Source organism: Staphylococcus lutrae, assembly GCF_002101335.1.
GTDB lineage: Bacteria > Bacillota > Bacilli > Staphylococcales > Staphylococcaceae > Staphylococcus > Staphylococcus lutrae.
This window is the reverse complement of the sequence record NZ_CP020773.1, coordinates 385,617-404,673: the sequence shown is the minus strand read 5'-3', so window position 1 is coordinate 404,673 and position 19,057 is coordinate 385,617. Positions and strand designations below refer to the sequence as shown.

The 19,057-nt window shown below is 38.4% G+C and carries 17 protein-coding genes; 11 read left to right on the top strand and 6 right to left on the bottom strand.

Annotated elements, in window-relative coordinates:
* Nucleotides 1-198 precede the first annotated feature (198 nt).
* From B5P37_RS02050 to B5P37_RS02040, 3 genes are read right to left on the bottom strand one after another with little or no spacing between them, the layout of a single operon-like run.
* Complete coding sequence (locus tag B5P37_RS02050; RefSeq protein ID WP_085236605.1) at nt 199-483, bottom strand: GNAT family N-acetyltransferase; 285 nt, start codon at nt 481-483, stop codon at nt 199-201.
* 30 nt (nt 484-513) lie between these two features.
* Nucleotides 514-1,440, bottom strand: coding sequence for a manganese-dependent inorganic pyrophosphatase (locus tag B5P37_RS02045; protein WP_206168694.1), 927 nt, complete (start codon nt 1,438-1,440; stop codon nt 514-516).
* 57 nt (nt 1,441-1,497) lie between these two features.
* Complete coding sequence (locus B5P37_RS02040; protein ID WP_085236601.1) at nt 1,498-2,049, bottom strand: cysteine hydrolase family protein; 552 nt, start codon at nt 2,047-2,049, stop codon at nt 1,498-1,500.
* 80 nt (nt 2,050-2,129) lie between these two features.
* Between B5P37_RS02040 and B5P37_RS02035 the strand changes: the two genes are divergently transcribed.
* Nucleotides 2,130-3,236 carry a glycosyl hydrolase family 28-related protein gene (locus tag B5P37_RS02035; protein WP_085236599.1) on the top strand — a complete coding sequence of 369 codons (1,107 nt, stop codon included), beginning with the start codon at nt 2,130-2,132 and terminating at the stop codon, nt 3,234-3,236.
* Between the two features lie 35 nt (nt 3,237-3,271).
* Here B5P37_RS02035 and B5P37_RS02030 read toward each other — a convergent pair whose 3' ends face one another.
* Both B5P37_RS02030 and B5P37_RS02025 read right to left on the bottom strand, forming a co-directional pair.
* Nucleotides 3,272-4,078 (bottom strand): prephenate dehydratase, encoded by an 807-nt coding sequence (locus tag B5P37_RS02030; RefSeq protein ID WP_085236597.1) that lies wholly within the window; start codon nt 4,076-4,078, stop codon nt 3,272-3,274.
* 43 nt (nt 4,079-4,121) lie between these two features.
* A complete protein-coding gene (locus tag B5P37_RS02025; protein WP_085236595.1) occupies nt 4,122-5,192 on the bottom strand; it encodes a nitric oxide synthase oxygenase in 1,071 nt (356 codons plus the stop codon).
* 217 nt (nt 5,193-5,409) lie between these two features.
* Between B5P37_RS02025 and B5P37_RS02020 the strand changes: the two genes are divergently transcribed.
* The 10 genes from B5P37_RS02020 to B5P37_RS01975 all read left to right on the top strand — a co-directional run bounded on the left by B5P37_RS02020 (nt 5,410) and on the right by B5P37_RS01975 (nt 17,116).
* Nucleotides 5,410-6,906 (top strand): nicotinate phosphoribosyltransferase, encoded by a 1,497-nt coding sequence (locus B5P37_RS02020; protein ID WP_085236593.1) that lies wholly within the window; start codon nt 5,410-5,412, stop codon nt 6,904-6,906.
* Nucleotides 6,878-7,708, top strand: coding sequence for an ammonia-dependent NAD(+) synthetase (gene nadE / locus B5P37_RS02015; protein ID WP_085238398.1), 831 nt, complete (start codon nt 6,878-6,880; stop codon nt 7,706-7,708). The genes B5P37_RS02020 and nadE overlap by 29 nt, the downstream gene beginning before the upstream one ends.
* A gap of 60 nt (nt 7,709-7,768) precedes the next feature.
* Nucleotides 7,769-8,338 carry a DUF2179 domain-containing protein gene (locus tag B5P37_RS02010; RefSeq protein WP_085236591.1) on the top strand — a complete coding sequence of 190 codons (570 nt, stop codon included), beginning with the start codon at nt 7,769-7,771 and terminating at the stop codon, nt 8,336-8,338.
* Nucleotides 8,328-8,516: an NETI motif-containing protein gene (locus tag B5P37_RS02005; RefSeq protein WP_085236589.1), complete on the top strand. Its 189-nt coding sequence runs from the start codon at nt 8,328-8,330 to the stop codon at nt 8,514-8,516. Before B5P37_RS02010 ends, B5P37_RS02005 begins: the two co-directional genes overlap by 11 nt.
* 602 nt (nt 8,517-9,118) lie before the next feature.
* Nucleotides 9,119-10,414 (top strand): adenylosuccinate lyase, encoded by a 1,296-nt coding sequence (purB, locus tag B5P37_RS02000; RefSeq protein WP_085236586.1) that lies wholly within the window; start codon nt 9,119-9,121, stop codon nt 10,412-10,414.
* Between the two features lie 67 nt (nt 10,415-10,481).
* A complete protein-coding gene (locus B5P37_RS01995) occupies nt 10,482-10,784 on the top strand; it encodes a YerC/YecD family TrpR-related protein (RefSeq protein ID WP_085236584.1) in 303 nt (100 codons plus the stop codon).
* A gap of 228 nt (nt 10,785-11,012) precedes the next feature.
* Nucleotides 11,013-11,702 carry a heptaprenylglyceryl phosphate synthase gene (gene pcrB, locus B5P37_RS01990; RefSeq protein WP_085236582.1) on the top strand — a complete coding sequence of 230 codons (690 nt, stop codon included), beginning with the start codon at nt 11,013-11,015 and terminating at the stop codon, nt 11,700-11,702.
* Complete coding sequence (gene pcrA, locus B5P37_RS01985; RefSeq protein ID WP_085236580.1) at nt 11,702-13,894, top strand: DNA helicase PcrA; 2,193 nt, start codon at nt 11,702-11,704, stop codon at nt 13,892-13,894. The genes pcrB and pcrA overlap by 1 nt, the downstream gene beginning before the upstream one ends.
* Before the next feature lie 4 nt (nt 13,895-13,898).
* Nucleotides 13,899-15,902: an NAD-dependent DNA ligase LigA gene (gene ligA / locus B5P37_RS01980; protein ID WP_085236579.1), complete on the top strand. Its 2,004-nt coding sequence runs from the start codon at nt 13,899-13,901 to the stop codon at nt 15,900-15,902.
* Between the two features lie 11 nt (nt 15,903-15,913).
* On the top strand, nt 15,914-17,116 hold the full coding sequence (locus tag B5P37_RS01975) for a CamS family sex pheromone protein (protein ID WP_085236578.1): 1,203 nt from the start codon (nt 15,914-15,916) through the stop codon (nt 17,114-17,116).
* An 86-nt stretch (nt 17,117-17,202) separates the two neighbouring features.
* Here B5P37_RS01975 and putP read toward each other — a convergent pair whose 3' ends face one another.
* On the bottom strand, nt 17,203-18,756 hold the full coding sequence (gene putP, locus B5P37_RS01970; protein WP_085236576.1) for a sodium/proline symporter PutP: 1,554 nt from the start codon (nt 18,754-18,756) through the stop codon (nt 17,203-17,205).
* Nucleotides 18,757-19,057 lie beyond the last annotated feature (301 nt).

Genomic DNA, 19,057 nt, shown 5'->3' with positions numbered 1-19,057 from the left:
ACTTTCATTCTGTTTTTATCGTCTTAACGTTTTATCGCAAAGGCTATGTGAGATTTCATCTTATTAAAAAGAGTCACTTGGTGTATTGGCTTGTTAGTTTTGAATGGTACGAAAGAAACAAAAAGGATTGAAACGTATCGATTTCATACGTTTCAATCCTGCATTCATAGGAGCGCCAATGGGAAATTTCCCGTTGACTCAAGACTCAGCACGATAAGGTGCAAGCGCTGTGTCACGTTCAAATTGGTGTGCAACATAACTGCATGAAGGGATGATTTTTAATTCTTCTGTTTTCGCTTTATCCAATACAGCATTAAATAATTGTTGTGCAACACCGCCACCTCTTAAGGAAGGACTGACATAAGTACTATAGACATCAATAACATGCGTGTCATAATAAGAAAATAAAATCTGAGCATCGGGTTTGTTTTCACTTTCTCCAATATAAAACTTATTATGTCCTGGTTTCACTTGAATTGCCATGCGATCACACCCTTTGGTTAAATTTAGAATTTAAGATAATGCATCTGTAATCGGTGGTACAATTTGCTTTTTACGTGAGACGACACCTGGTAAAAAGGCAGTGTGGTTGTCCAATGTCGTATTGAATGCGGCAGCAACTTTTTCTTGTTCAGCACCAACAACGAGAATTTTTGAATTACTATTGATAATATCTGTTACAACCAATATAAACGTATCATAGTGATTTTCAGCGCTCGCTTTATTCATCGCATTTTCAAGCGCTTCTTGGCGTTCGAATACTTCTTCGATATCGACACTGTTGACTTGAGCAATACGCACAGTATAATTCCCCATACCAAACGATTTTGCATCAGTCGTCAAAAGTTGTTCCTCAGTTTTTTCAGCTGTTGAAGCACCGGCTTTTAACATTTGTAAACCATATTCTTCTAAGTCGACTTGCGCGATGTGAGCCAATTTTTTAGCTGCATCGATATCTTGTTGTGTACAAGTTGGGGATTTGAATAACAAACTGTCTGAAATGATGGCAGAAATCATTAATCCTGCAATTTCAGGACGGATTTCGTATTGGCGTTCATTATACATTTTATATAAAATTGTTGCCGTACAGCCAACAGGTTCAGAGCGATAGTATAACGGCCCCGCTGTTTCAAAGTTTGCAATTCTATGATGATCAATGACATGTCTAATGTGCGCTTTATCGATATTTTGCGCACTTTGTTGAAATTCGTTATGGTCAACTAAAATGACATCTTGTCCTGTTAAGTCATCTGTTAAGAATTCTGGAACATCTACGTTAAAATAGTCTAACGCGAATTGCGTTTCAGGACCTAATTCGCCGATGCGGAATGCTTTAGCTTCTTTATTTCCATGTTGTTGTTCGAAATCTGCCATTATAATTGCTGAAGATATGGCATCTGTATCTGGGTTTTGATGACCAAAAATATATGTTGTCATGATTCAATCTCCTTATTTAAATTCTTATTTTCAATGTTATTTTAGCATGGGATCGGTTGATTATTCTACCTGAGCGCCCAAAGTGTTTTTAAAATGTGATAGTGCCCATTGGTGACCGGTTTCATTAAAAGTGGCAACACCTTTTTCTGGGATGATAAGTCGATAGTTCAAGTTGTATGCGCTGATGGCTGTGTGTAAAACGCAAATATCCGTACATACACCAACAATTTCAAGCGTATCGACATGACGCTCGCGTAACAAACTGTCTAAAGGTGTGCCGTAGAATGAATCGTAACGACGTTTGTCTAAAAAATAGACATGGTCATCGTGTTGTATTGTATCGTATAGCGTTTTGACTTTACCGTACAATGCTCTCCCTTTTGTCCCTTCTATATTATGCGGTGGGAAACTTTGGGTTTCTGGATGATACGGGTCGTTTTCATAATGTAAATCCATCATAAAGAAAATATTATCCTGAGCTTTATGATAAGATTGAATACGATCAACAATAAATGATTCAATGGCTTGACCGGCTTCACCACAAGTCAGTTTACCATCATCGGCAACAAAATCATATGAATAATCAACGACAACTAAAGCTTGATTTGACATTACATTCTCTCCTAAAAGTAGTATAAAGTTTAAACAACAATATAAATAGTATAACTGAATCGAGAAAGGAAGGCACGTATATGAAGATAAATGTTTTGAACTTTGGTGCAGTTGGAGGCAATCGCTGGTTGGATACGATGGGCATTCAGCGTGCGCTCAATCAGGCAAAAAAGCATCCTGTAACCGTCTATATTCCAAGTGGCACATACCATATTGCAAAAGCATTGAAAATATATCAAGGGACAACGTTATTGTTAGCACCAGATGCGGAAATGTTAAGAGTAGGTAAAGATGCTTTGATTAAAAATGGAACGCGAATAAAGCGATACTATGGATACAATGGCAATGGGCATATCAAAATTGAAGGCGGTATTTGGAATATGAACGGTGTGCATTATCCATATAATAATACGGCGATGTGTTTAGGACATGCATGCGAAATTGAAGTGAGTCATTTAACAATTAAAAATGTTGTTGGAGGCCATGGCATTGATGCTTGTGGACTGGATGGTGTTTCCATTCATCATTGTAACTTTTTAGGTTTTTATGATGTTACGGGGAAGCGTGGTTTTTCAGAAGCCATTCAATTAGATTTGTTCGTTGAAGGCGCGTTTCCTAAATTTGGTGTCAATGACGGGACGATATCAAAAAATGTAGTCATTTCACATTGTTATTTTGGAAATTCACATGAAGGGCACATGCATAGTTGGAATCGTGCCATAGGTTCTCACGCCTCTCGATTACATCGCTTCTATGAAAATATAGTGATAGAACATAATATTTTCGAAGAGACTCAAGACTATGCTGTCACGCCGTTAAAAGGTAAAAATATTTTTATTTCTCAAAATTTGTTTTTAAATTGTGCTGGAGGTATTCGTTACTTAGGTGTATATCAAGGAAAAAATATGTATACATTAGAAGGGGATGAATACGGTCAACAAGGAGGAGAAGGGCTTTACATCCTGCATAATGCGTTTGTTCACGTTGACAAAAAAGACGTACTTCATATTCGCAGTCACCAGTGCGCACCACACACGCAAGTTTTCATTATCGGAAATGCATTTGATGGGGGTGCGCAAGTGAGCCAGTTCACCGCTATAAAAGGTTTGACGGTATTGAAAAATGAACATCTACCTGAAATGAAGCAACATCATGTGTCACAATGTATCATGGATGAAGCGCGTTAAAAGTCGATGTGTTTCACGAATGACGGGGGTGTATGTTATTTGTGGAAACGGCCTAAGTGTTTAATCTGAAAATCCAACGTTTCTAAAATCGTTAAAATTTTATTTAATACAGTTGTATCAGGGCATTCAGCTTGGACGAAGAAGCGGTATCTCCCAAGTTGTGTTTTCATAGGTCGAGATTCAATCCACTTTAAATTGACTTGAAATAGTGCGAACGTATTGAGTATGGCAGCAAGCAAGCCAGGCTTATCTTCTGTAGGCGTGATGATTAACAAACACTCTGTACCCGTTTGTTGTGTCACTTGGGAAGCGTGTTTCAAGACGAGAAATCGCGTCATATTGTGTGGATAATCTTCAATATGTGATTTTAATGCAACGTAGCCATACATTTCACCACTGCCAACTGGCGCAATTGCGGCCGAAGTTGCATCGATCTTATTGAGTGAAGCGACTGTACTAGGTGTGTAATCATAAGCAAATTGATAATGATGAATGAACTTTTGTGTTTGACTAATGGCGGGTCCGATAGAATAGACTTTTTGAATATCGTTAATAGATTGATGTGGCAAACCGTATAATGCAAATGCGATATCTAAAACGATTTCCTCTACAACGATAAAAGATTGTTCGACGAGTGCATCGGCAACGATATTAATCGTCCCTTCAATCGAATTTTCAATCGGGACAATCGCGCTTGCTGTGGGCATTTTTTGTAAAGATGACATCACTTCATATAAATTTGTACATTCGGTGAGTTGTTCTTGTTGATTGCGTTGGGATTGTAATTTTAATGCAGCCAAATATGAAAATGTACCTTTAGGTCCGAGGTAAAACAGTGTCATATCATCATTCCTTTCGTATGGATTGACACTATTTTACATGAAGTTAATGAAAAGGGCATCCCGAAGTCGTCTTTTTCTTATAAAAAAAGTTAGGTTCACGCGTGTCATTCGAGTAGCCGTGATGATAGTTAGAAGTTAGTGTTGGTGATAATGGTGGTGCAAGCCACGACCATTTTCCTGTCACTGTCCGTCCTTTACATTGCTCAGCTTGTTCGAATTTTTCAAATTGCTTCGCTGCGGTTAAATGATCGACCATGGAGACGCCTGCCTTTTTAAAAGATTGTAATACGGCATCGTTTATTTCGATTAAGACGCGATCTTTATTAAAGGTTGTGTTGCGTAAGTCGGTATAGCCCATTGCTGTTGCAAATGTTTCTAATAAATTATAACGATACGTATCAGTAAAGTTTCTTACGGCAATTTCATTTACCATGTACCAGCCGTTAAAGGGCGCAGTCGGATAAGTAATTCCGCCGATTTTTAAATCCATATTCGAAATAATAGGGACGGCATACCATTTGATCCCTAATTCAGCAACTTTGGGAAATTTCTCATGTGAAATAGGAACTTCTAAAATCCAGTCTTTAGGGTATTCAAAATATTGAATGGTTTGATGTGGCATTTGATAAATCAGTGGTAAAACATCAAAATTTGTATGTGCCCCGGACCAACCTAAATGGGTAGCAAGGCGGGTGATGTCTTTTTCAGATGGATCCCCTTTGTCCTCATAACCTGCATAACGTATGAGTTGATGATTCCAAATTTGAGGACCGGGTTCACCCGCTTGTGCGTAGATGGTGATGCAAGGCTTAATTCGACCGTGATTTGTGGCTGTTTTAATATGTGTTTCAACCGAAGAAAGAAAAGCTTCCTCCTCAGTGATATGGCGTGCATCAATGACTGTCAAACTTTCCCAAAACAGTCGGCCGATACAACGATTGGAATGACGCCAAGCCACACGTGCGCCATAAGTGAGCTCTTCTGTCGTATGGCGATACGTTCCTGTTGTTGCAATGGCATCTTCAACTTCTTTTAGACGTTGGTCACGTTCAGTTGTTGGTAAATCTAATTCGTCATACATTTGATTAATAAATGCTTGTGCTTTCTTTAGCATATTCCCCACCTCACCGTTATTATAATGAAATTAAGTGGACGATTGAAATATTTATCGTGATTGTCACAATATTGTTTGACTTCATTCACGATTTGGCTACCAGCGTCAATGTCTTTAGAATTTGTAAGCCGTGCTGTGAATAAGCTGAGAAACGTTGGACATTGTGTGATATGATAGCAATAATAAGAAAACTTTAAGGAGTAGTGGGAGAACAATCATGTATCAATATAAAGATGATAGTTTCATGTTGCATAATGACTTATACCAAATTAATATGGCAGAATCATATTGGTTTGATGGTATCCATGAGCGCCAAGCTGTTTTTGATTTATACTTTAGAAATATGCCTTTCGGGAGTGGTTATGCCGTTTTCAATGGGTTACGACGTGTCATTCAGTATGTTCAAAATCTCCATTTCTCTGAGACGGATATTGCTTACCTGAAGTCAGTGGGTTACCAGGATGATTTTTTGGATTATTTAGCAGATTTAAAATTCACGGGGAATATACGGTCGATGCAAGAAGGTGAACTGTGCTTTAACAATGAACCATTGATGCGAATTGAAGCGCCACTCATTCAAGCGCAGTTGATTGAAACAGCACTGTTAAATATTATTAACTTCCAAACTTTAATCGCGACGAAAGCAAGTTTAATTAAACAAGTGGCTGTAGATGATACCCTCATGGAGTTTGGTACCCGTCGCGCACATGAATTCGATGCGGCAGTATGGGGCGCACGTGCAGCAATCATTGGTGGCTTTGATTCTACGAGTAATGTGCGTGCAGGTAAATTGTTCAATATTCCAATATCTGGTACGCATGCGCATGCATTTGTTCAAACTTATGGGGATGAGTACACGGCTTTCAAAAAATATGCTGAACGGCATAAGAATTGTGTGTTTCTCGTCGATACTTTTCATACTTTGAAGTCGGGTGTGCCCAATGCGATTCGTGTGGCGAAAGAATTAGGAGAACGTATTAATTTTATTGGGATTCGTTTGGATTCTGGTGATATTGCTTATTTATCAAAGAAAGCACGGCAAATGTTGGATGAAGCCGGATTTAAAGATGCTAAGATTATTGCTTCCAATGATTTAGATGAACAAACGATTAGCAGTCTAAAAGCACAAGGCGCTGCAGTCGATTCATGGGGGGTAGGGACGAAATTAATTACAGCGTACCAACAACCTGCATTAGGTGCCGTTTATAAACTGGTTGCAGTTGAAAACGACGCAGGTCAACTTGTTGATCGAATTAAATTGTCTAATAATGCAGAAAAAGTAACGACACCAGGTAAAAAGAAAGTTTTCCGTATTATCAACACGAAAACGAATAAAGCAGAAGGGGACTATATTACGTTAGATCATGAAGACCCTAATGAGGCGGCTACACTCAAAATGTTTCATCCTATTCACACTTATAAAATGAAACATATCAAACATTTTAAAGCTGTCGATTTGCATCACGATATTTTCAAAAATGGCGTATTGGTGTATGACTGTCTGAGTGAAATGGAAGCGAAGGATCGTTTGCAACATAATTTGACGTATTTGTGGGAAGAAAATAAACGTTATTTAAATCCTGAAGAATACCCAGTTGATTTAAGTACATTATGTTGGGAAAATAAACAAAAACGTATTTTTGAAGTGGCTGAAAATGTAAAGGAGATGGAAGAATCGTATGACCATGAATCACTTGCAAGCGATGATTGTTGAAGAAATGAAAGTGACACCTGTCATTGATAGTGCAGAAACCGTAAAAGCAATCGAGCATTTTATCGCACAATATATTCGGGCACATGGTTTCATTAAAACGTTAGTGCTCGGTATTTCAGGCGGACAAGATTCAACATTAGCAGGAAAACTTGTTCAACGTGTCGTCGAAGATGTAAGAGCGACATCGAACAGAGAATTGCAGTTTATTGCAGTGAAACTTCCTTATGGTGTTCAAAAAGATGCCGCTGATGTTGAAGATGCTTTAGCGTTTATTCATCCTGACCGAATTATAACGGTCAATATCAAACCGGCAGTCGATCAGAGTATCGAGTCTTTAAAAGAAGCGGGAATTGACCTGACTGACTTTCAAAAAGGGAATGAAAAAGCACGTGAACGCATGAAAGTTCAATATGCGATTGCTGCAAATCAAAATGGTATCGTGGTTGGTACGGATCATTCAGCAGAGAATATCACTGGCTTTTTCACAAAACATGGCGATGGTGCTGCAGATATCGCTCCGTTATTCGGCTTGAACAAGCGTCAAGGCAGACAGTTGTTGAAATATCTGGGGGCCCCTGCACATCTTTATGAAAAAGTGCCGACTGCTGACTTGGAAGATGACAAGCCACAATTACCTGATGAGACTGCGCTTGGCGTAACGTATGAAGCGATTGATCAATATCTTGAAGGTCAAGCGGTGTCTCCAGCTGACGCGCAAACGATTGAACAACATTATTTAAGAAATGCACATAAACGTGAAATGGCCTATACACGCTTCTCTTGGCCGAAAACAGATAACTAATGACAAACTGGAAGGAACTTGATACAATGGGCTAGATTTGATAAAGAAGAGGGGTTGCCTATGAGTATCATCAACAATACGCCTTGGCTCATGCTCGTTGTCATTTTTATCATTAATGTCGCATATGTGACTGCGTTAACGATGCGTGTCATTTTAACTTTAAAAGGATATCGTTATGTTGCAGCAGCTGTGAGCTTTGTAGAGGTGTTGGTTTATGTTATTGGTCTCGGATTAGTCATGTCTAGTTTAGATCAGTTTCAAAATATTATTGCCTATGCGTTCGGTTTCTCTGTCGGAATTATTGTGGGTATGAAGATAGAAGAAAAATTAGCGCTCGGCTACTCAGTCGTCAATGTTACAACTGCAGATTATGAACTGGATTTACCGAGACGCTTACGCGCACTAGGTTACGGTGTGACTCATTTTGGGGCGCACGGACGAGATGGTGATCGTTTGGTCATGCAAATTTTGACGCCACGTCGTTATGAATTAAAGTTAATGGATACCATTAAACAGCTGGATCCTAAAGCGTTTATTATTGCTTATGAACCTCGGAATATACATGGCGGTTTCTGGGTTAAAGGTGTAAGAAGCAAAAAAGTAAAGGCGTACGATACAGATGAAATTTAAAGTTGCACCTGACGAGACGATTCAAGACTGTTTAACAAGAATGAAAGCTGCGGGCTACATGCCTGTCAAACGTTATGAGAAACCGGTTTTTAAAGAAAACGAACACGGTGAAGTTGAAGTATTGTATCAAGAAATTATTTTTACAGGTAAAAAAATAGCTGATACATTTGAATCATAAGGATGACAGTCATTAAGTAGCTTAAATATCATCAAACGAAATAGAAATGAAAAATGATGAACAAGACTGGGACATGTGTGAATGTAACCAGTCTTTTTATTTTAAGGGGAATGTCGGTCGCTTTTTAGTCATACTTTATAGCGAATTGGATTGTGTTTTGCATTTGTGACCGGATTTGAAGATCGGTTTTACATTGGGTTAATGATGGCGCCACGCGTTATAAAGGTCACCGCGCATCATCGTCATGACTATGAAAAAATATGTGAGATCGCGTGCATCATCCAATCAGGCAGAAAGGTAATAAATTCGAACATTTCTATATAATATGCTATAAACATTCGTATTTTAAAGGCGTATTTAATGACTGAAAATAAGTGGTTGCATGCTAATATCTACATAAGACATTAGATAAACAGCGTAATAACAAGGTTTGCTTTAGGAACCGGGATGAGAAAACCTGATGTACGCAATTTTGTGATATTTTCGGAATTCCGAAAGTTGGCACTTGATTACGAACGATAAATTTGATTGAATAAGAATGTACATCATTTATCGTTTTGTTACAATGAAACTAACATTTAGTAGATTGGAGTTTAATAAACATGATTGAACGTTATTCAAGAGAAGAAATGACTCGGATTTGGACGGATCAAAATCGTTATGAAGCTTGGTTAGAAGTTGAAATTCTTGCAAGTGAGGCATGGAGTGAACTCGGTTTTATACCTAAAGAGGATGTAAAAAAAATACGAGAACATGCGCGTGTAGACGTTGCACGTGCGAAAGAAATCGAGCAAGAAACGCGTCATGACGTGGTCGCTTTTACACGTCAAGTTTCAGAAACTTTAGGCGAAGAACGTAAATGGGTGCATTACGGATTAACTTCAACAGATGTAGTCGACACAGCATTAAGTTATCAAATTAAACAAGCGAACGATATTTTAGAACAAGATATTCAACGCTTCATCGATGTTTTAGCAGCTAAAGCGAAGGCATATAAAACCACTTTGATGATGGGTCGTACACATGGCGTGCACGCTGAACCAACGACATTTGGTTTAAAAATGGCTTTATGGTATGCAGAGATGGAACGTAATATGGCACGTTTTAAAAGTGTGAGAAAAGAAATCGAAGTCGGTAAAATGAGTGGCGCAGTGGGGACTTTCGCTAATATTCCTCCAGAAATTGAAGCTTACGTTTGCCAACATCTCGGTATTGGAACAGCGCCTATTTCAACGCAAACGTTACAACGTGATCGCCATGCTTACTACATTGCAACTTTAAGTTTAATCGCAACTTCTCTTGAAAAATTTGCTGTTGAAGTACGCAATTTGCAAAAAACGGAAACACGTGAAGTTGAAGAAGCATTCGCTAAAGGTCAAAAAGGTTCTTCAGCAATGCCTCATAAACGTAATCCAATTGGTTCAGAAAACATTACAGGGATTGCACGTGTCATTCGTGGTTACTTAACGACAGCATATGAAAATGTTGCTTTGTGGCACGAACGGGACATTTCACATTCTTCAGCTGAACGTATCATGTTACCAGATGTAACGATTGCATTAGATTATGCTTTAAACCGATTTACAAACATCATTGATCGCTTGACGGTTTATGAAGAAAATATGACGGAAAACATGAATAAAACGTTTGGACTTATCTATTCTCAACGCGTGTTGTTAGCATTGATTGATAAAGGAATGGTGCGCGAGGAAGCATACGATACCGTGCAACCGAAAGCGATGCAATCATGGGAGACACGAACACCATTTAGAACATTAGTTGAAGCAGATGCCACTATTACGGATAAATTATCTAAAGAAGAACTCGATGCTTGCTTTGATCCTAGACATCATCTCAATCAAGTTGATACAATATTTAAAAGAGTCGGTTTGGAATAATTTCACTACACTTTAATGTATTAATCCGTTAAAATAAAGATAGATTATATAAATAGGGGTTGTTTGCATGCAAATAGAGAAACTACGTGGAAAAGCATTGGATGAATTATTTGATGCTGTATTGACACTAGAAACGCGTGAGGAATGTTATCAATTTTTTGATGACTTGTGTACAGTCAATGAGTTACAGTCTTTATCGCAACGACTTCAAGTAGCTAAAATGATTAAGCAAGGTTTTACCTACGCAACGATTGAAAAAGAGTCGGGTGCTTCTACAGCAACGATTTCTCGAGTAAAACGCTCGTTGCAATGGGGCAATGATGCTTATACGATGATTTTAGACCGGATGAACATCGAAACGAAAAAGTAAGTCATCGGGATGATAGGACGCAGAGGCTTCCTTTAATATTGACTATTGTAGTAGGTCGATATTGAAGGAGGCTTTTCGTATACTCTGGACTTGAGAGATGTATTTTCATAGTGGTGAATGATGCATCGCTTAAAATAAAAAAGCGCTTGAAATTTAACACGAACTTTAGATATCACTATGCAAAAGTGATATAATATAACTTACGAAAATTAAAGGAGTCATCTGATCATGTATGATATCAAAAAATGGCGTCATCTTTTTAAACTTGATCCTGCAAAATCCATTTCAGACGCCGATTTAGAACGAATTTGTATGTCGAATACGGATGCGATTATGATTGGCGGGACGGACAATGTCACTGAAGATAATGTCATCCAGTTAATGAGTCGTGTGCGTCGCTATCCATTACCACTCGTATTAGAAATTTCAAATCTTGAGAGCACAATGCCAGGATTTGATTTTTATTTTGTACCGACAGTGTTAAATAGTACAGACGTGACCTATCATAATGGGCTATTACATCGGGCCTTAAAAGCGTATGGGCATATGATTGATTTTGAGGAAATGATTTTTGAAGGCTATCTCGTGCTCAATCCAGAAAGTAAAGTGAGTCAACATACGCAAGCGATGGCACAACTAGACGAAGACGATGTCGTTGCCTATGCACAAATGGCAGAGTCAATTTATCGTTTGCCTGTACTATACATAGAGTACAGTGGAAAATACGGAAATCCCGAAATCGTGCGTGCGGCAAAAGATGAATTAACACAGACACAATTATTTTATGGTGGCGGTATTCAGCATTTAGATCAAGCGATGGAAATGGCACGAATCGCGGATACGATTATTGTAGGGAATATTATATATGATGACATTAAAGCAGCACTTCAAACGACTAAGATAAAGGAGAGAGCATAATGAATCCACTCGTTAAAAACATGAATAAAGAACAGAGTGAAGCGGTACGTACGACTGAAGGACCGCTTTTAATTATGGCAGGTGCAGGTTCAGGAAAGACCCGAGTTTTGACACATCGCATTGCCTATTTACTAGATGAGAAACAGGTCTCTCCCTATCAAATTTTAGCAATTACTTTTACGAATAAAGCTGCAAAAGAAATGAAAGCACGTGTACAGGCATTGATAGGAGAAGCCGCGGATGTGATTTGGATGTCTACTTTCCATTCCATGTGCGTTAGAATTTTACGCCGTGACGTAGACCGCATCGGAATAGAACGAAACTTTACGATTATCGATCCCACTGATCAAAAATCAGTGCTAAAAGAGGTCTTAAAACAAAATAACATCGACTCAAAAAAATTTGAACCGAGAATGTTTATGGGGGCGATGAGTCAGCTGAAAAATGAGCTCAAAACACCCGAGCAAGCGATGAAAGAAGCGACTGATGCGCATAGTCGGATGGTGGCAACCGTATACGAAGGCTATCAAAAGCAGTTGTTACGCAATCAAGCGCTCGATTTCGACGACCTCATCATGACTACGATTCAATTGTTTAAGCGTGTCCCAGATGTATTATCGTATTATCAAAATAAATTTCAATATATTCATGTTGATGAATATCAAGATACCAATACTGCGCAATACACACTCGTTAACTTATTAGCACAGAAATTTAAAAACCTTTGTGTCGTTGGTGATTCTGATCAATCGATTTATGGTTGGCGTGGGGCGAATATCCAAAACATTTTATCATTTGAAGAAGATTACCCAAATGCACAGACCATCTTCTTAGAACAAAATTACCGTTCAACCAAAACGATTTTAACTGCGGCGAATGAAGTCATTCGACATAACAACGAACGTAAACCAAAAGGGTTATGGACAGCGAACCCCCAAGGTGAAAAAATTCGTTATTACGAAGCGACGAATGAAAAAGATGAAACGGAGTATGTCGTGCGTGAAATTTTTAATCAACTGAAAAAGGGAAAACGTTATAAAGACATTGCAGTACTGTATCGTACAAATGCACAGTCACGTGTATTGGAAGAGACGTTTTTGAAATCCAATATTCCTTACAAAATGTTCGGGGGCCTCAAATTCTATGATCGTAAAGAGATTAAAGACTTATTGAGCTATTTACGTTTAATCGCCAATAGCGCCGATGACATCAGTTTACAACGGATGATTAATGTACCAAAAAGAGGGATTGGGCCATCATCAGTTGAAAAAATTGCAACCTATGCTAGGGAAAACGGATTGTCTATGTTCGATGCATTGGCAGAAGTAGATTTTATCGGTTTATCTAAAAAGGTGACAGAAGCTGCGGCATCATTTTATCATTTGATGTCAAATCTGATGAAAGAACAAGAATTTTTAGAGATATCAGAGTTGGTTGACGAAGTCCTAGAGAAAACGGGGTATCGTCAAATGTTAAACAATGAACAAACATTAGAATCTCGAAGTCGACTAGAAAATATTGACGAGTTTATGTCTGTACCGAAAGATTATGAAGAAAGTACGCCTCTAGAGGAACAATCATTGATTAACTTTTTAACGGACTTATCTCTCGTTGCTGACGTAGATGAAGCGCATTTAGAAAATGGCGTGACATTGATGACGATGCACTCGGCGAAAGGATTAGAGTTTCCAGTTGTGTTTATTATTGGGATGGAAGAGTCTATATTTCCACATATTCGTGCGATTAAAAATGCGTCAGATCATGAAATGGAAGAAGAACGACGGATTAGTTATGTTGCGATTACACGTGCTGAAGAGGTGTTGTATCTTTCTCATGCCACTTCGCGTGTTTTATATGGACGCTCTCAAAGTAACCCACGTTCTCGTTTTATCAATGAGATTCCAGAATCATTGTTGGATGTTTCAGAGCGACAACAAGCGACGACAATAGGTTCAAAGCGTCAACCAGTGAAACGGGGCTACAGTCAACGAACAGTTAAGCATGCCACATCGACGACGGGCACGACGCAATGGAAAGTCGGTGACAAAGTGATTCACAAATCTTGGGGAGAAGGTATGGTATCACATGTAAATGACAAAAAAGGATCCATTGAATTGGATATTATTTTCAAATCAGAAGGTCCGAAACGCTTGCTTGCGCAGTTCGCACCTATTGAAAAAAAGGAGGATTAACCATATGGCATCAATAGAGGAACGTGTTGTAACGTTGCATCAGTTATTACATCAATACAACTATGAATACCATGTCAAAGATCAGCCCAGTGTACCTGATAGTGAATACGACAAGTTACTGCACGAGCTAATTGATATCGAATCGAAACATCCCGAACTGAAAACGCCAGACTCACCGACAGTCCGCGTTGGAGGAGAGGTACAGTCATCATTTGCGAAAGTTGATCATGATACACCGATGTTAAGTCTATCCAATGCATTTAACGAAGCAGATTTAAGAAAATTTGACCAGCGGGTTCGTGACGCGGTAGGTGAAGTGACGTATATGTGTGAGTTGAAAATTGATGGATTAGCGGTCTCACTTAAATACGTAGAAGGGAAGCTCGTTCAAGGGTTAACGCGTGGGAATGGAACGACAGGGGAAGATATTACCGAAAACTTAAAAACAATTTATGCGATTCCTTTAAAACTAAAAAAGAATATCTCTTTTGAAGTTAGAGGAGAAGCGTATATGCCACGCCAATCTTTTATAAAATTGAATGAACAAAAAGAGGCACGTGGGGAACAGCCTTTTGCCAATCCGAGAAATGCAGCAGCGGGCTCGTTGCGTCAGTTGGATGCGAAACTTGCAGCCGCACGTAAACTCGATATCTTTTTATACAGTATCAATGATTTTACCGAATTGGATGCGACAACACAAAGTGAAGCATTGGACGAGCTTGATCTTTTAGGGTTTAAAACGAATCCAGAACGTCAACAAGCAGATACGATAGAAGAAGTCCTTGAGTATATTAAAAAGTGGACGGCACAACGTGAACAACTGGCTTATGATATAGACGGTATCGTGATAAAAGTGAATGATCTCGAGCATCAAGAAGAAATGGGTTATACACAAAAATCTCCGAGATGGGCGATTGCATATAAATTTCCAGCAGAAGAAGTCATCACAAAATTGAAAGATATTGAATTAAGCATTGGTCGTACAGGTGTTGTCACTCCGACTGCGATTTTAGAACCGGTTCGCGTTGCAGGCACGACGGTTTCTCGCGCATCACTTCACAACGAAGATTTAATTCACGACAAGGATATCCGTATCGGGGACAGTGTTGTCATCAAAAAAGCGGGTGATATTATTCCCGAAGTCATTCGTGTTATTTTAGATCGCCGTCCAGAAAATACAGACGTTTATCACATGCCGACACATTGCCCAAGTTGCGGACATGAACTTGTCCGGATCGAAGGCGAGGTCGCATTGCGTTGTATCAATCCAAAATGTCAAGCACAACTCGTTGAAGGCTTGATTCATTTTGTCTCAAGACAAGCGATGAATATTGATGGATTAGGAACAAAAATCATCGAACAACTTTATACCCATGAATGTATTAAAGATGTGGCGGATATCTTTTATTTAACAAAAGATGACTTGCTTCCGTTAGAACGTATGGGAGAAAAGAAGGTCCAAAACCTGTTAGATGCCATTGAAGCGGCTAAAGGCCAATCATTGGAACATTTATTATTTGGATTAGGTATTCGTCATTTAGGGGTAAAAGCGAGTCAAGTTTTAGCTGAAAAATATGAATCCATGGATCGCCTACTGACTGTAACAGAAGCTGAATTAGTGGAGATATATGATGTGGGAGAAAAGCTTGCACAGTCATTAGTCACTTATTTGAAAAATGAGGACATTCGTGCGTTGATTGATAAATTAAAAGCTAAAAATGTTAATATGTATTTCAAAGGACAAAAGTTTTCCCAAGTTGAAGGGCATCCAGAATTTGCTGGTAAAACGATTGTGTTGACCGGAAAACTTCAACAAATGACACGTATAGAAGCAACAAATTGGTTGAAATTGCAAGGCGCGAAAGTAACAAGTAGCGTTACAAAATCAACGGATTTGGTCATTGCCGGAGAAGATGCGGGTTCAAAGTTAACAAAAGCACAATCACTTGGTACAATGATTTGGACGGAACAAGATTTGATTGATAGACAAAATGAAATTAATGCATAAGGGGGCAGGCGATGAAAAAGTCAATCGTATTGCTTTTAAGTTTATCACTTGTGTTAACAGCGTGTGCACCTTCAGATGATGCGAGCAAAGCGTCAAAAGAAAAAACAGCAACTCAACAGGATAAAAATAAAGTAAAAGAAATTGCCACAGATAAAAATGTACAGGGTACGGATTATCGTACGATTCTACCATTTAAAGAGAGTCAGGCGCGTGGTTTGATTCAAGAAAATATGGCCAATAGTTATAACGGTGAAGATTTTGAAGACGGTTTGCTCGATATTAGTAAGGAAGTCTTCCCAACAGATGACTTTCTTTATCAAGATGGTCAGTTTTTAGATAAAGATACAATACGTGCCTATCTCAAACCGAAATACTCGAAAAAAGAACTAGATAAAATGAGTGACAAAGAAAAAGCGGCCAAACATGCGACAGAAAATCTTGGCTTGAACCCTTCTGTGAATGGTGAAAAAGATGAAGAAAAAATCGCCAAAAACACACCTGCCTATCTGTCTAATATTTTAGAACAAGATTTTTATGCAAATGGAGATACGACGGGGAAACAAATAGAAGGGATGACCATTGGTTTAGCGATGAATAGCGTGTATTATTATCAAAAAGAGCAATACGGGGAAACCTATCATGTGAAGTTGAATGAAAAAGAAGTAAAAGAAAAAGGACGCCAAATGGCTGAAGAAATGTTGACACGCTTAAGAGAAAATGATGATTTGAAAGATATTCCTATCACATTTGCGATTTACATTCAGTCTGCTCAAGAAGACATCATTCCAGGATATTTCGATAGTTACGCGACATCAGATGAAAAGGGATCAAAATTATCTGATTGGCATCAATTGAATCAAAAAACAGTGTTATTACCATCGTCAGAAGTAGCAGATTTAAATGAAACGCTGAATGCGAACTTTAAGGATTTTAATAGCGCATTACAATCCTATTTTTCAAACTTTACGCAAGCTGTCGGAAAAGCAAAATTCAAAAATAAAAAAGTAAATGATTTAATCGTGGACGTACCGATTGACTACTATGGCAAGGCCGAACTCATTGGGATTACACAGTACGTCACACAATTGGCTGAAAAAGATTTTAAATCGATAGACCAGTATGAGATTCATATTAAAGACGGCAGTGAATCGAGAGCATTGATTCGAAAAACGAAAGATAATCGATCACCAGACGTTCATATTTATCAAAATTAGTGTGGCTGTTGGAAAAATAGACGATAAAACGAATTAAAAATGCAGAGTTGAGAACATGAGGATGTTCTCAATTCTGCATTTATCATTTAATGGTGTGATTTGGCTGATTTCAATTGTGCGACAACTTTATTGAGATCTTTGTCAACAAAATCACCAGGTTTTTGAGTCATTTTAGAAACAACGACAGTCACGATGAAGCTCATGATAAAGCCAGGTACAATTTCATATAAATTGAAGAAGTCATTCATCTCACCGTATGGATGTGCAAAGATAATCCATAAAATTACCGTCAAGGCACCGGCAACCATACCACTAATTGCGCCTGTACGAGATAACCCTTTCCAATACAATGAAAGAATCACTAAAGGTCCAAAAGATGCACCGAAACCTGCCCAAGCATTACCCACTAGGTTGAGAATGGTATCATTTGGTGTCCACGCAATTGCAATAGCTGCAATGGCAACGATGATAACGGAAATACGGCCAACCATGACGAACTCTTTTTCATGTTGTGCAGTGTTCGCTTGCTTTCCACGGATGAGCTTGTAAAAGTCTTCTGTCAATGAACTTGACGTTACAAGTAATTGTGAAGAAATCGTGCTCATAATCGCTGCTAAAATCGCTGCAAGTAAGAATCCACCAATTAGAGGATGGAAGATTAATTGGCTCATCAGTATGAAGAGTGTTTCTGGATCTTCAATTTGTACGCCTTGTGCAGGAACAAAAGCGATACCAAGCAATCCGATGAGTACGGCACCGATCAATCCGACAGACATCCAAGTAATACCGATACGTCTCGTTAATGGAAATAATTTAACTGAGCGAATAGACATGAAACGCACGAGAATATGAGGTTGTCCAAAATAACCTAATCCCCAAGCGAAAAATGAAATGATGCCGATGATTGTCGTTCCGCGAAACAAATCTAAATTTGTAGGTTTCATTTCAGCAATCGTATGAAATGTGTCGAGCCCGTTTAACTTTAACAATAATACGATAGGTACCATCACCATAGCCACTAACATAATTACCCCTTGAAAAAAGTCAGTGATTGATACTGCAAGATACCCACCAAAAAATGTATAAAGAATAACGATTGCAGCAATTAAAACTAAACCAAAATGATAATCTAAACCAAAAGCGCTATAAAATAATTTACCGCCAGAAACGAGTCCTGCGTGCGTATACAATGTGAAAAATACAACGATAATAAGGCCTGAGATAATTTTAATTAAATTCGTTTGATCGTTGAGTCTGTTTTTAAAGAAATCAGGTAATGTAATGGCATCACCTGCAATTTCAGTATGTGCACGTAATCTTGGTGCAACAACTAAGTAGTTAATGTACGCCCCAAGTGTCAAACCAATTGTGATCCATAATGCAGACAATCCTGTTGAATACACTTCACCTGGTAAGCCCATAATCATCCAACCGCTCATATCAGAAGCGCCGGCAGATAAGGCTGTAACCCAAGGCCCGATACTACGTCCTCCCAACATGTATTCACTAAGATTACTTGTTGCTTGCTTGTAACCATAATAACCAATACCTAGTAAGATAATAAAATAGATGGCAATCATAATATATGTCTGCCAATCGGTATTTACTTGACTAGATAAAGTCGTACCGAATAAAAACATATGAATCTCCCCTTTTCAATTGCATATGCTTATTATACAGAATTGTATACAAAATGAAAGGTATATTTAACAGTTAATGTGTAATATAACTTTCGAAAATGGCATAAAACCGCATAACAACAAGGATTTCAAGGTAAATTAAATATAAATAATTATTCATTTTTCTGTAATAAATATAAAAGCGGAAACGTATCCAATCTTATTTTCATAAGGAAGATGGTGAAAAAAGTAATGTTTTAAGTATATGAATCATACAGACAAATGTAGAATGCGTCGGGTCATATCCAGTTTGAAATAATTT

Coding starts and splice junctions, on each gene's coding strand:
- B5P37_RS02050 (WP_085236605.1), bottom strand. CDS start 483: ATGGCAATTCAAGTGAAACCAGGACATAATAAGTTTTATATTGGAGAA.
- B5P37_RS02040 (WP_085236601.1), bottom strand. CDS start 2,049: ATGTCAAATCAAGCTTTAGTTGTCGTTGATTATTCATATGATTTTGTT.
- B5P37_RS02035 (WP_085236599.1), top strand. CDS start 2,130: ATGAAGATAAATGTTTTGAACTTTGGTGCAGTTGGAGGCAATCGCTGG.
- B5P37_RS02030 (WP_085236597.1), bottom strand. CDS start 4,078: ATGACACTGTTTTACCTCGGACCTAAAGGTACATTTTCATATTTGGCT.
- B5P37_RS02025 (WP_085236595.1), bottom strand. CDS start 5,192: ATGCTAAAGAAAGCACAAGCATTTATTAATCAAATGTATGACGAATTA.
- B5P37_RS02020 (WP_085236593.1), top strand. CDS start 5,410: ATGTATCAATATAAAGATGATAGTTTCATGTTGCATAATGACTTATAC.
- nadE (WP_085238398.1), top strand. CDS start 6,878: ATGAATCACTTGCAAGCGATGATTGTTGAAGAAATGAAAGTGACACCT.
- B5P37_RS02010 (WP_085236591.1), top strand. CDS start 7,769: ATGAGTATCATCAACAATACGCCTTGGCTCATGCTCGTTGTCATTTTT.
- B5P37_RS02005 (WP_085236589.1), top strand. CDS start 8,328: ATGAAATTTAAAGTTGCACCTGACGAGACGATTCAAGACTGTTTAACA.
- purB (WP_085236586.1), top strand. CDS start 9,119: ATGATTGAACGTTATTCAAGAGAAGAAATGACTCGGATTTGGACGGAT.
- B5P37_RS01995 (WP_085236584.1), top strand. CDS start 10,482: ATGCAAATAGAGAAACTACGTGGAAAAGCATTGGATGAATTATTTGAT.
- pcrB (WP_085236582.1), top strand. CDS start 11,013: ATGTATGATATCAAAAAATGGCGTCATCTTTTTAAACTTGATCCTGCA.
- pcrA (WP_085236580.1), top strand. CDS start 11,702: ATGAATCCACTCGTTAAAAACATGAATAAAGAACAGAGTGAAGCGGTA.
- ligA (WP_085236579.1), top strand. CDS start 13,899: ATGGCATCAATAGAGGAACGTGTTGTAACGTTGCATCAGTTATTACAT.
- B5P37_RS01975 (WP_085236578.1), top strand. CDS start 15,914: ATGAAAAAGTCAATCGTATTGCTTTTAAGTTTATCACTTGTGTTAACA.
- putP (WP_085236576.1), bottom strand. CDS start 18,756: ATGTTTTTATTCGGTACGACTTTATCTAGTCAAGTAAATACCGATTGG.